Genomic DNA, 12,420 nt, shown 5'->3' on the forward strand with positions numbered 1-12,420 from the left:
GCCCTGCGCTTCGTCGGCCCTACGCGTCGTCGTCATCCTCGTCGTCGAGGCGCGCCAGCCAGGTCGCGAGGCGCTCGACCGGCACCTCGAAGTCCGGATTCAGATCGACGAACGTCCGCAGTTGCTCGGCGAGCCACTCGAAGGTGACCTCCTCCTCGCCGCGCCGCTTCTCCAGTTCTTCGATGCCACGGTCCGTGAAGTACATGGCACCAGGATATGCGGCAGGGCCGCACCCCCTGTCGGGAGTACGGCCCTGCTGACGTGCCGGGGCGGTTACGCCTCGAACACCTCACGCACCAGCTGCTCCTGCTCGGCCTGGTGGCGCTTCGCGGAGCCGACCGCAGGGGACGAGGAGTGCGGCCGCGAGATGCGGCGCAGGCGCTCGCCGTGCGGGACGTCGGCGCCGACCGCCAGGTCCAGGTGGTCGATCAGGTTGAGCGCGATGAACGGCCAGGCACCCTGGTTCGCCGGCTCCTCCTGGGCCCAGATGTACTTCTGGGCGTTGGGGAACTTGGCGATCTCGGCCTGGAGCTCGGCACCCGGCAGCGGGTACAGGCGCTCGACGCGGATGATCGCGGTGTCGGTGTTGCCGCTCTTCTTCCGCTCGGCCTCAAGGTCGTAGTACAGCTTGCCCGCCACGAAGACGACCTTGCGGACCGCGGCCGGGTCCACCGAGTCGTCGCCGATGACCGGACGGAAGCCGCCCGTGGTGAACTCCTCCACCTTCGACGCGGCGGCCTTGAGGCGCAGCATCGACTTCGGGGTGAAGACCACCAGCGGCTTGTGGTGCGGGTTGTGCACCTGCCACCGCAGGAGGTGGAAGTAGTTCGACGGGAGCGTGGGCATCGCGACCGTCATGTTGTTCTGGGCGCAGAGCTGGAGGAAGCGCTCCACGCGCGCGGACGAGTGGTCCGGGCCCTGGCCCTCGTAGCCGTGCGGGAGGAGCAGGGTGACGCCGGACGTCTGGCCCCACTTCTGCTCGGCGGCCGAGATGTACTCGTCGACGACCGTCTGCGCGCCGTTGACGAAGTCACCGAACTGGGCTTCCCACATCACGAGGGACTCGGGACGCGCCAGCGAGTAGCCGTACTCGAAGCCCATGACCGCGTACTCGGAGAGCAGCGAGTCGTAGACGTTGTAGCGGGCCTGGTCGGGCGACAGGTAGAGCAGCGGGGTGTAGTCCTCGCCGGTCTCCCGGTCGATCAGGACCGCGTGGCGCTGGCCGAAGGTGCCGCGGCGCGAGTCCTGGCCGGACAGGCGGACCGGGGTGCCCTCCAGAAGGAGGGAGCCGAGGGCGAGGGTCTCGCCCATGCCCCAGTCGATCGTCCCGTCCTCGATCATCGACGCACGGCGCTGCAGCTGCGGCAGCAGACGCGGGTGCACGGTGATGTTGTCCGGGATGTTGACCTGGGACTCGGCGATGCGCTTGACGACCTCCTGGGAGATCGCGGTCTGCACGGCCACGGGGAACTCGGCCTGCGGGTCCGGGACGTGCGCCTCGGCCGGGGCCGCGACGGCCTCGCGGACCTCGGTGAAGACCTTCTCCAGCTGGCCCTGGAAGTCCTGCAGCGCCTGCTCGGCCTCTTCGAGGGTGATGTCGCCGCGACCGATGAGGGACTCGGTGTAGAGCTTGCGCACCGAGCGCTTCTTGTCGATCAGGTCGTACATCAGCGGCTGCGTGAACGCCGGGTTGTCCGACTCGTTGTGACCGCGGCGGCGGTAGCAGATGAGGTCGATGACGACGTCCTTGTTGAACGCCTGGCGGAACTCGAAGGCCAGACGGGCGACGCGGACGACGGCCTCGGGGTCGTCACCGTTCACGTGGAAGATCGGCGCCTCGATCATGCGGGCCACGTCGGTGGCGTACATGGAGGAGCGCGACGACTCCGGGGCGGCGGTGAAGCCGACCTGGTTGTTGATGACGATGTGGACCGTGCCGCCCGTGCGGTAGCCGCGCAGCTGCGACATGTTGAGCGTCTCGGCCACGACGCCCTGGCCCGCGAAGGCCGCGTCACCGTGCAGGGCGACGGGCAGGACCGTGAAGTCCGTGCCGCCCTTGTTGATGATGTCCTGCTTGGCGCGGACGATGCCCTCGATGACCGGGTCGACCGTCTCCAGGTGGGACGGGTTGGCGGCCAGCGAGACCTTGATCTGCTCGCCGTCCAGGCCGGTGAAGGTGCCTTCGGCGCCCAGGTGGTACTTCACGTCGCCGGAGCCGTGCATCGACTTCGGGTCGAGGTTGCCCTCGAACTCGCGGAAGATCTGCGCGTACGACTTGCCGACGATGTTCGCCAGCACGTTCAGGCGGCCGCGGTGGGCCATGCCGATGACGACCTCGTCGAGGCGGGCCTCGGCGGCGGAGTCGATGACGGCGTCGAGCAGCGGGACGACGGACTCGCCGCCCTCCAGGGAGAAGCGCTTCTGGCCGACGAACTTCGTCTGCAGGAACGTCTCGAACGCCTCCGCCGCGTTCAGCCGGCGCAGGATGCGCAGCTGCTCCTCACGCTCCGGCTTGGAGTGCGGGCGCTCGACGCGGTCCTGGATCCACTTGCGCTGCTTCGGGTCCTGGATGTGCATGAACTCGATGCCGACGGTGCGCACGTACGAGTCGCGCAGCACGCCGAGGATGTCGCGCAGCTTCATCATCGACTTGCCGGCGAAGCCGCCGACGGCGAACTCGCGCTCCAGGTCCCACAGCGTGAGCCCGTGCTCGTTGATGTCGAGGTCCGGGTGCTTGCGCTGGCGGTACTCCAGCGGGTCGGTGTCGGCCATGACGTGGCCGCGGACCCGGTAGGAGTGGATCAGCTCGAAGACGCGGGCGGCCTTGGTGACGTCGTCGTCGTGCGAGGCGTCGATGTCCTTGAGCCAGCGGACCGGCTCGTAGGGGATGCGCAGGGCCTTGAAGATCTCGTCGTAGAAGTCCTGCTCGCCGAGGAGCAGGTTCGCGACGATGCGCAGGAACTCGCCGGAGGCGGCGCCCTGGATGACCCGGTGGTCGTAGGTCGACGTGAGCGTCATGACCTTCGAGATGCCGAGCTTGTTGAGGGTGTCCTGGGACGTGCCCTGGAACTCCGCCGGGTAGTCCATCGAGCCGACGCCCATGATGACCGACTGTCCGGGCATCAGACGCGGCACCGAGTGCACGGTGCCGAGGCCGCCCGGGTTGGTCAGCGAGCAGGTGACGCCCGTGAAGTCGTCCATCGTCAGCTTGCCGTCGCGGGCGCGGCGGACGATGTCCTCGTAGGCCTGCCAGAACTCGAAGAAGTTGAGCGTCTCGGCCTTCTTGATGCCGGCGACGACGAGCTGGCGGTCGCCGTTCGGCTTCACCAGGTCGATGGCCAGACCGAAGTTGACGTGCTCCGGCTTGACCAGGGTCGGCTTGCCGTCCTTCTCCGCGAAGGAGTAGTTCATCGACGGCATGGCCTTCATGGCCTGCACCATCGCGTACCCGATGAGGTGCGTGAAGGAGATCTTCCCGCCGCGGGCGCGCTTGAGGTGGTTGTTGATGACGATGCGGTTGTCGAACAGCAGCTTCACCGGGACCGCGCGCACCGACGTGGCGGTGGGGACCTCGATGGACGCGTTCATGTTCTTCGCGACGGCGGCGGCGGGACCGCGCAGCGTCACGAACTCGGGGCCGGCAGGGGCCTCGGTCGTCACTTGTTCAGCCTTCTTCGGTGCAGGGGTGGCAGGAGACGCGGGAGCGGCGGCCTTCGGCGCGGGCGCGGCGGGCGCGGCGGCAGTCTGTGCGGGAGCTGCGGCTGCGGGCTTCGCGGCGGGCGCGGCGGGGGCCTGAGCGGCGGGTGCCGGGGCGGCGGGTGCCTGAGCGGCGGGGGCGGGCGTCTGGGCCGGCTGCGATGCAGGCTCAGTCGGCGCAGCCCCCGCGGCTGCGGCACCGGGCTTGTAGTCGGCGAAGAAGTCCCACCAGGCTCGGTCTACCGAATTCGGGTCCTGGAGGTACTGCTGATAGATCTCGTCGACGAGCCACTCATTGGGACCGAAGGCGGCGGCAGGGCTTTTGCCCTGCGCGGCTTGGTCGGTCTCGGTGGTCGAGTTACTGGGGGACTGTGGCGACACGGCGTGAACCGCCCTCTTCCGCTTCTCACAAGGTGATGGACAGCGGGAATAAAGGCTACGCCTCCATCAGCGGGACGTGCAGACCGGGCCGGTGATCCGTCGCGTAAGTCACACTGGAAGCTGTGTTTCGGGCCTGGAAATGGCGGGAAACAACCGGGGTTCTGCATGCGCTGATTGCGCGCCGGGCGCCTTCCGGTACGCCTCGGCGCGGCTTGACCTCCGCCTGACCGAAACCCTACGTCAACTTTGCGGTCGGGGCTCTCCCGGAAGAGTGACCTTGATCCGGCAGCCCCGAGCGGATTCGGCCACACCGATCCGGCCGCCGTGCAGGTCGACGGCCCAGCGCGCGATGGCGAGGCCGAGCCCCGTGCCGCCGTCGCCCTTGCCGCCGTTCTTCATGTCCCCGCGGTTGAACCGCTCGAACACGCGGTGCCACTCGGACTTGGGGATGCCGGGACCCTCGTCCTGCACCTCAAGGTCCAGCGACTCCGGGTACAGGCCGCGGCGGGCCCGCACCGTGACCCGGCCGTGCGGCGGGGAGTGCTTCACGGCGTTGTCGATGAGATTCGCCACGACCTGGTGGATCCGCTCGGGGTCCGCGTGCGCGGTCAGCTCCGGCGGCGAGACGTCGAGGTGGAGATGGACGTCCGTACGCGTGTGGGTACCGGAGCCGGAGGCGATGCCGGCGCGCTGCGAGACGGCCATGTTGGCCTCCTTGAGCACGCCCGAGAGATACGGCCACACCTCGAAGCGGCGGGCCTTCAGCGGCACGACGCCGTTGTCCAGGCGGGACAGGTCCAGCAGGGTCTCGACGAGGCGGCCGAGCCGCTCCGTCTGTTTCAGCGCCGTGCGCATGGTCTCGGGGTCGGCGGACATCACCCCGTCCACCACGTTCTCCAGGACCGCGCGCAGGCCCGCGATGGGCGTGCGCAGCTCGTGCGAGACGTTCGCCACGAGTTCCTTGCGCTGATGGTCCTGGGCGGCGAGTTCGTCGGCCATGCGGTTGATGGTGACGGCCAGGTCGCCCAGCTCGTCGCGGCGATCCGCGCCGCGCACCCGCCGGGTGTAGTCCCCGTTGGAGATCGACCGGGCCACCGTGTTCATCTCGTCCAGCGGCGCGGTCAGCGAGTGCGCCACGAACTGGGTGATGAGCAGGGTCGCGATGATCGAGAACACCGTGATGAAGCGCAGCTCGGTCGCCGTGTACATCGCCACCATGAGCAGGCCCGTGGTGATGAAGACGGAGACCACGACGAGCGTGCCGAGCTTCGCCTTGATCGAGAACGGACGCAGACCGCCGGTCGCCCAGTACGGGTTCAGTGGCGGTTTCAGCGGCCGCTGCCGCGCCGGCCGGCCGTGCTGGGCCCGGTCCCCGACGCTCATGGGGTCGGCGTCTCCAGCGCGTAGCCCACGCCGTGCACGGTGCGGATGCGCTCCGCACCGATCTTCCGGCGCAGGGCCTTGATGTGGCTGTCGACGGTGCGGGTGCCCGAGGCGTCCGCCCAGTCCCACACCTCGGCGAGCAGCTGCTCGCGCGAGAGCACGGCACGCGGCGTGTTCGCCAGGCACACCAGGAGGTCGAACTCGGTCGGCGTGAGGTGAACATCCTCACTCCGGACCCGGACGCGGCGCTGCGCGTGGTCGATCTCCAGCTCGCCGAGCCGGAGGATGCCGCTGCGCGGGGTGGCCGCGGCGAGCGCGGCGCGCTCCACGCGGCGCAGCAGCACGTGCACGCGCGCCGCCAGCTCCCGCATCGAGAACGGCTTGGTCATGTAGTCGTCGGCGCCCACGCCGAGCCCGACCAGCATGTCGGTCTCGTCGTCGCGCGCGGTCAGCATCAGCACCGGAACCGGCCGCTGCGCCTGCACCCGACGGCACACTTCCAGGCCGTCGAAGCCCGGCAGCATGATGTCGAGGATCAGCAGGTCGGGCTGCCAGGCCTCGGCCGTGTCCACCGCCGCCGGACCGTCCTGTGCGGTTTGCACCAGGAATCCCTCGGCACGCAGCCGGGCGGCGATGGCGTCCACGATCGTGGGGTCGTCCTCGACGACCAGGACCCGTCGCTGGGCCCCTGCCGTCGCCGTGCTGCCGTTGTGGGAGGTGTGTGTCTGCTCCATCGCCCCGCCCCTGAATGCGCGCCACCGTGACGCGCTTGACGCTTGAATGATCTGGGTTTCGGGCCTCAGCGTACGGGGAGTTACCGCCGGTCGGCTACGCGCCCCGTACTGCGAGGTGCACCACGTCGGGTACGCCTCGGACAACCGGGATCTCTTCGGTGCGGACCCGTCGGAATCCGGCATTCCACAAGGTTCCTTCGAAATGCTCGGACGGCTGCGCGGACCACACGGCGAGGACCCCGCCGGGGTTGAGACGGGCTTTGCAGGCGTGGAGACCGGCAGTTGAGTAAAGACCGTCGTTGTCCTCGGTGACGGTCCAGTCGGGGCCGTTGTCGATGTCCAGACAGAGCGCGTCGTACGTGAGGGGCGCGGTGTGGAGATGTTGTACGAGGTCTGCTCGCAGGATCTCCGTACGCGGATCGGCGACCGCCTCGGCGGACAGCGACCGCAGCGGGCCGGTGAGGTGCCAGTCGATGATCGCGGGCTCGCGTTCGACGACGGTGATGGCGCCCCAGCGGGGGTTCGCGGCGGCGTGCGCGAGGGAGAAGCCGACGCCGAGGCCGCCGATGAGCACGCTCGGCTTCTCCGCGTCCGGGCCGAGTTCGCCGAGCGCGGCGTCGACGAGGAGCCGCTCGGAGCGGCCGTCGGACGTGTCCATCAGGAACGTGCCGTTGGCGATGATCTGCAACAGGGCGCCGTGGCGGCGCAGGACCACTTCGCCGTGGGGGCCCTCGCGGCGGTCCAGGACGACGGGGGCTTCTTCCGGGTGCGCGATGCTCATGCGGGCCATCTTGACGCAGCGGTGCCGGGCGGGCGGCGGAATTTTCCGTGCCCGGGAAGCTGCGCCACCGGCCACGGCGATGGCGCCCGGTGCCGCCGGGGCGGCGGGTTGCGGACGCGTTCGGGGGCTGTGAGGTTGCTGTGCATCGGGCCTCACGTGGCGTCCGTCATAGACAGGAACGCCGGATGGGGCGAAGTGTGGGGCGGATGTGCGTGAAAGGGGTGTCCCCGTGGAACCAGGAGGCGTGACGGCCGACGGCGAGGCGGTCGACCTGCACGGCCGTGCCCCGCTCGACGGCATCCCGGCGCAGCCCGGGCCCCCGGCCCTGGAGACGGTGCGGGCCACCGGCCCCCGGCGGCTGCGGCCGTGGCGGCTGCTGCCCACGCCGACCGGGACGCCGTTCACCTACACCTACGCCTGCGTGCTCCTCGGCACGTCCCTGTTCATGGAGTTCGCCGACCCGGACACGGTGGCCGCCGCCCTCCGGGCATCGAGCACCGATGTCACCCATCTGGCCCAGTCCCCGGTGCTCGTCCTGCTGGCCAGCGCGCTGTGGATCGCCGGCGGGATCACGTCACCGTTCGTGATCGCGTTCGTCGTGGTGCTGACCGCGCTGGAGCGCCGGATAGGCGGCCTGCGCACGGCCGTGGTGTTCCTGCTCGGCCATGTCGTGGCCACGCTGGCGACCGAGGTCCCGGTGGGGCTCTCGGTGGCGGTCGGCCATCTGCCCGACAGCTCGCTGCACCGCCTCGACTACGGCATCAGCTTCGGCGTCGCCGCGAGCATCGGGGCGCTCGCCGGGCTGCTCACCCCGTGGCTGCGCTGGCTGGTGCTCGCCGGGTTCGGGGCGATGCTGCTCCAGGACCTGATCGCGTTCACCGACCCGATGACGAGCTGGGGGCATCTGCTGGCCCTGGCCATCGGGGTCGCCACGTGGCCGCTGGTGCGCCGCTGGCGGACGCGTACGGCGCGCCGGACCGCTCTCGCGCGGGACGCCCGAACGCCACGACGCAGTGCCACAGCTGCTTGATGAACTGCAGCACCTCGTCCTGAGTGCCGTACGCGGCCCAGGTCTGCGGTGAGCGGACGGCCGAGGCCGCCGCGCGCCCGACGACGGCCGCGTCGACGAGCCCGTCGTCCGTGTACCGCTCCGCCACCCGCGCCGCGACCGACGGCAGTGCGGGCCCGCGGAAGTCGGCCAGCTCGGCGTCGCGGCCCGCGGGATCGAGGACGTACCCCTCGTGCCACTCCACGGGCACGCCGATGCCGCCGAGCAGCTCGCCGGTGGGCGTCCCCCGGAACGACGGGTCGAGGACGAGCGCCTCCGCGTCCCTGCGCAGGTCCACGTCGCCGTGCACCTGAGCCTCCACGTAGAAGTCGAGGGAGCGGCCGAGCGGCCCGGGCGAGCTGTGCGGCAGCGCGCGGATCACCGCTACCGGGTCGGCGCCCGCGACCCCCAGCGACTGCCCGTCGGCCGCCGCGTCCGCGACAAGACCGGCGAGCACCGGCAGGAACGCGTCGGCGGTGCCGACGTCGGCCGGGCCGAGATGGCTGTCCCCGAAACAGAACGTCGCCCGCGCGCTCACCTCGGGCCGCAGCCGCACATGGCACGACCCGAACCGGGGCGCGGCGCCGTCCGCGTGCCGCATCACGTCGAGCGCCCCGTACTTGGGGCGCTCCTGCGCGGCCGCCCGCGCGTACGCCCCGCCGAACAGCGTCTGCTCCCAGCCGTCGCGCAGCCCGCCGGGGTGCGCGGTGCGGCTGCCGTTGGACAGGCCCGTCTCGTACTGGCCGCGGTACCGGCCGTCGGCGGCGAGCCCGTGGGCGACCGTGACCCGGTGATCGGCGGGGAGCGGCCGGTCGGGGTGGAAGTTCAGGGTCACCCGGGCGTGCGTGCGCAGGGTTTCGGCCAGGGCGTCGGCCGCGGCGGCGTCGATCCCGTGGGCCCGCAGCCGGGCGAGGGCGTCCGCGCGGCCCGTGTGTCCTGCCGCCCGCAGATGGCCGAGGGCCGCGTCCTGTGCTGTCGTGAGCATGCGGGGAGTATCGGGTGTCGTGACCGGGGCGGGCAACGGGGTTTCGCCCGGTCAGCCGGGGTCGCGCGGGCGGGACGGGACCAGGGCGGGCGCAGAGCGGGCGCAGACGGGCTCAGGGCGTGCCGACGTACTTGGCGTTGGTCAGCGGTGCCACGATCTTCCAGCCCACGGACTCGTACAGCAGTCGTCCCTCGGGCGTGCAGGCCAGGACCGCGCGGACGGCGCCCTGGGCGAGGGCCGCCGCGTGCAGGGTGTGCATGACGAGGCTGCCGAGCCCCTTGCGGCGGTGGGCGGGCGAGGTCTCGATCTGGTCGACGACCGCGCTCGCGCCGACCGGCGCCACCTGGCCGCGGGCGGCGAAGGTGCCGTCGGCGTCGGTGACCAGGATCCGGGTGACGCCGCCGCGCGACCAGAGGTGCGTCACATGGCCGTCGGGGGTGTCGGGGACCGGTGCCGGGCGCAGCTCCGTCGCCATCAGGTAGTCGCCCGAGCCGTACGGCTCCCAGCCCGCGCCGAGCCACGGCACCACCCGCGCCGGGTCGGCGAAGACCTTCAGGTGCAGGTCGAGGCCGCGCGTCGACTCCGCGACCTTGCGCACGTCGTCCTCGCGCACCGCGTCGCCCGCCGCGCCGAGCACATGCCGGCCCGGGCTCTGCATCAGCCCGCCGCGGATCGTGTAGCCCCACGGCTCGGCCACCGGCGGCGCCGCCCCGCGCGAGACGACCCAGCCGTCGACCCACTCGCGTACGTGGTCCACGCTCCCCATGACAACTCCCCGGTAATAGTCGAATGCGCTTGGTGAACCTTACTTAGCAGGCGCGGAGGTGCGGCAGAGGTGATCGCTGAGAGCGAACGCCGTGCGGGGAACATCCAGAGGTGCCCGAGCATTGAGTCTGCATAGCTCAACTTGACTGCCAAAGGGGAGATCATGGCTTCGACGTCCACACCGCTCACCTTGCCCGTGCTGCCCCTCGACGACGAGGTCGTGCTGCCCGGAATGGTGGTGCCCCTGGACCTGAACGACACCGAGGTGCGCGCCGCGGTGGAGGCCGCCCAGGCCGCCGCCCGCTCCAGCGGGGACAGCAAGCCGAAGGTGCTGCTTGTTCCGCGGATCGACGGCACGTACGCGAACATCGGCGTGCTCGGCACCGTCGAGCAGGTGGGCCGCCTCGCCGACGGCGACCCCGGCGCGCTCATCCGCGGCCGGGACCGCGTGCGCATCGGCGCGGGCACGACCGGGCCCGGCGCCGCCCTGTGGGTGGAGGGCCTGACGGTCGAGGAGACCGTGCCCGAGCCGCTGCCCGGCGCCGTCACCGAACTCGTCAAGGAGTACAAGGCGCTCGCCACCAACTGGCTGAAGAAGCGCGGCGCCTGGCAGGTCGTGGACCGCGTCCAGCAGATCGAAGGCGTCTCCGCGCTCGCCGACAACTCCGGCTACTCGCCCTTCCTGACCACCGCGCAGAAGGTCGAGCTCCTGGAGACCGCCGACCCGGTCGAGCGCCTCAAGCTCGCCACCGCCCAGCTGCGCGAGCACCTCGCCGAGCAGGACGTGGCCGAGACCATCGCCAAGGACGTCCAGGAGGGCGTCGACAAGCAGCAGCGCGAGTTCCTGCTGCGCCGCCAGCTCGAAGCCGTCCGCAAGGAGCTGCGTGAGCTCAACGGCGACAGCAAGGACGCCGCCGAGGCGTCCGACGACTACCGTGCCCGCGTGGAGGCCGCGGACCTGCCTGAGAACGTGCGCGAGGCGGCCCTCAAGGAGGTCGACAAGCTGGAGCGCTCCAGCGACCAGTCCCCGGAAGGGTCCTGGATCCGTACCTGGCTCGACACCGTCCTCGAACTGCCCTGGAACGAGCGCACTGAGGACGCGTACGACATCAAGGGTGCCCGCGAGGTCCTGGACGCCGAGCACTTCGGGCTCGACGACGTGAAGGAGCGGATCACCGAGTACCTGGCCGTGCGCAAGCGCCGCGCGGACCGTGGGCTCGGCGTGGTCGGCGGCCGCAGGGGCGGCGCCGTGCTCGCGCTCGTAGGCCCTCCGGGCGTCGGAAAGACGTCGCTCGGCGAAAGCGTCGCGCACGCCATGGGCCGCAAGTTCGTCCGCGTCGCCCTCGGCGGCGTCCGCGACGAGGCGGAGATCCGCGGACACCGCCGTACGTACGTGGGGGCGCTGCCCGGACGCATCGTGCGGGCCGTCAAGGAGGCCGGGTCGATGAACCCGGTCGTGCTCCTCGACGAGATCGACAAGGTCGGCTCCGACTTCCGCGGCGATCCGGCCGCGGCCCTGCTCGAAGTCCTCGACCCGGCGCAGAACCACACCTTCCGCGACCACTACCTGGAGGTCGAACTCGACCTGAGCGACGTGGTGTTCCTCGCGACGGCGAACGTCCTGGAGGCCATCCCGGAGGCGCTGCTCGACCGGATGGACCTGGTACGGCTCGACGGCTACACCGAGGACGAGAAGGTCGTCATCGCCCGCGACCACCTGCTCCCGCGCCAGCTGGACCGGGCAGGACTCGCCGAGGACGAGGTCGTCATCGACGAGGAGGCGCTGCGCAAGCTGGCCGGCGAGTACACGCGCGAGGCCGGCGTCCGCAACCTGGAGCGGGCCGTCACCCGGGTGCTCCGCAAGGTCGCCGCGCAGCACGAACTCGGCGAGCGCGAGCTGCCGTTCACGGTCACGCCCGACGATCTGCGCGGCCTGGTCGGACGGCCGCACCACGTGCCCGAGTCGGCGCAGGACCCGGCCGAGCGGCGCACGGCGGTGCCGGGCGTCGCGACCGGACTCGCGGTCACCGGCGCCGGCGGCGACGTGCTCTTCGTCGAGGCGTCCCTCGCCGATCCCGAGACGGGTGCGTCGGGTCTGACCCTCACCGGCCAGCTCGGCGACGTGATGAAGGAGAGCGCGCAGATCGCCCTGTCCTTCCTGCGCTCGCACGGGGCCGAACTGGAGCTGCCCGTCGGCGACCTGAAGGACCGCGGCGCGCACATCCACTTCCCGGCGGGCGCCGTGCCGAAGGACGGCCCGAGTGCGGGCGTGACGATGACGACGGCGCTCGCGTCCCTGCTGAGCGGGCGGCTCGTCCGTACGGACGTGGCGATGACCGGTGAAGTCTCGCTGACCGGACGGGTGTTGCCCATCGGCGGCGTCAAGCAGAAGCTGCTCGCCGCGCACCGGGCCGGGATCACGACCGTGATCATCCCCAAGCGCAACGAGGCCGACCTGGACGACGTCCCGGCCGAGGTGCTGGAGAAGCTCGACGTGCACCCGGTGACGGATGTCCGCCAGGTGCTCGAACTGGCCCTGGCCCCGGCCGGGTTGGAGGTTCCGGTCGCGGCGTGACGGACGCGTTCCGGATACAGGTTCCCCGTGCCCCGAAAGGGGTGCGGGGAACTGCGCGCTCGGCCACGGCGA

At 71.1% G+C, this 12,420-nt stretch carries 8 protein-coding genes and 1 pseudogene; 2 read left to right on the forward strand and 7 right to left on the reverse strand.

Going from position 1 to position 12,420, the window contains the following annotated elements; genetic code table 11:
- Positions 1 to 19: 19 nt before the first annotated feature.
- From J3486_RS33530 to J3486_RS33550, 5 genes are all read right to left on the reverse strand, one after another.
- Positions 20 to 205, reverse strand: a complete 186-nt coding sequence (locus J3486_RS33530) for a DUF6104 family protein (protein ID WP_043224942.1) — start codon at positions 203 to 205, stop codon at positions 20 to 22.
- A 68-nt stretch (positions 206 to 273) separates the two neighbouring features.
- Positions 274 to 4,077, reverse strand: coding sequence for a multifunctional oxoglutarate decarboxylase/oxoglutarate dehydrogenase thiamine pyrophosphate-binding subunit/dihydrolipoyllysine-residue succinyltransferase subunit (locus J3486_RS33535; protein ID WP_207827333.1), 3,804 nt, complete (start codon positions 4,075 to 4,077; stop codon positions 274 to 276).
- A gap of 240 nt (positions 4,078 to 4,317) precedes the next feature.
- Positions 4,318 to 5,460 (reverse strand): cell wall metabolism sensor histidine kinase WalK, encoded by a 1,143-nt coding sequence (locus J3486_RS33540; protein WP_229379021.1) that lies wholly within the window; start codon positions 5,458 to 5,460, stop codon positions 4,318 to 4,320.
- Positions 5,457 to 6,194, reverse strand: coding sequence for a response regulator transcription factor (locus J3486_RS33545; protein WP_207827334.1), 738 nt, complete (start codon positions 6,192 to 6,194; stop codon positions 5,457 to 5,459). The genes J3486_RS33540 and J3486_RS33545 overlap by 4 nt, the downstream gene beginning before the upstream one ends.
- A 94-nt stretch (positions 6,195 to 6,288) precedes the next feature.
- Positions 6,289 to 6,975 (reverse strand): spermidine synthase, encoded by a 687-nt coding sequence (locus J3486_RS33550; RefSeq protein WP_207827336.1) that lies wholly within the window; start codon positions 6,973 to 6,975, stop codon positions 6,289 to 6,291.
- A gap of 229 nt (positions 6,976 to 7,204) precedes the next feature.
- Here J3486_RS33550 and J3486_RS33555 point away from each other — a divergent pair, with 229 nt between their 5' ends.
- Positions 7,205 to 8,005, forward strand: coding sequence for a rhomboid-like protein (locus tag J3486_RS33555; protein ID WP_374194801.1), 801 nt, complete (start codon positions 7,205 to 7,207; stop codon positions 8,003 to 8,005).
- 28 nt (positions 8,006 to 8,033) lie between these two features.
- Here the strand turns inward: J3486_RS33555 and J3486_RS33560 are convergent.
- Positions 8,034 to 9,008 (reverse strand): annotated as a pseudogene (locus J3486_RS33560) (DUF3626 domain-containing protein); the annotation flags it as partial.
- Between the two features lie 112 nt (positions 9,009 to 9,120).
- The gene (locus tag J3486_RS33565) at positions 9,121 to 9,774 is read right to left on the reverse strand and encodes a GNAT family N-acetyltransferase (protein WP_207827341.1); all 654 of its coding nucleotides are present in this window, start codon (positions 9,772 to 9,774) and stop codon (positions 9,121 to 9,123) included.
- Positions 9,775 to 9,936: 162 nt separating this feature from the next.
- Between J3486_RS33565 and lon the strand changes: the two genes are divergently transcribed.
- A complete protein-coding gene (gene lon, locus J3486_RS33570) occupies positions 9,937 to 12,348 on the forward strand; it encodes an endopeptidase La (protein ID WP_207827344.1) in 2,412 nt (803 codons plus the stop codon).
- Positions 12,349 to 12,420: the final 72 nt, after the last annotated feature.

The sequence above is a fragment of the Streptomyces sp. VRA16 Mangrove soil genome (genome assembly GCF_017377775.1).
Taxonomy (GTDB): Bacteria; Actinomycetota; Actinomycetes; order Streptomycetales; family Streptomycetaceae; genus Streptomyces.

Excerpts from the sequence above, each read along its gene's own strand:
- J3486_RS33545 (WP_207827334.1), bottom strand. The coding sequence starts at position 6,194 with ATGGAGCAGACACACACCTCCCACAACGGCAGCACGGCGACGGCAGGG.
- J3486_RS33565 (WP_207827341.1), bottom strand. The coding sequence starts at position 9,774 with ATGGGGAGCGTGGACCACGTACGCGAGTGGGTCGACGGCTGGGTCGTC.
- J3486_RS33550 (WP_207827336.1), bottom strand. The coding sequence starts at position 6,975 with ATGAGCATCGCGCACCCGGAAGAAGCCCCCGTCGTCCTGGACCGCCGC.
- J3486_RS33540 (WP_229379021.1), bottom strand. The coding sequence starts at position 5,460 with ATGAGCGTCGGGGACCGGGCCCAGCACGGCCGGCCGGCGCGGCAGCGG.
- J3486_RS33530 (WP_043224942.1), bottom strand. The coding sequence starts at position 205 with ATGTACTTCACGGACCGTGGCATCGAAGAACTGGAGAAGCGGCGCGGC.
- lon (WP_207827344.1), top strand. The coding sequence starts at position 9,937 with ATGGCTTCGACGTCCACACCGCTCACCTTGCCCGTGCTGCCCCTCGAC.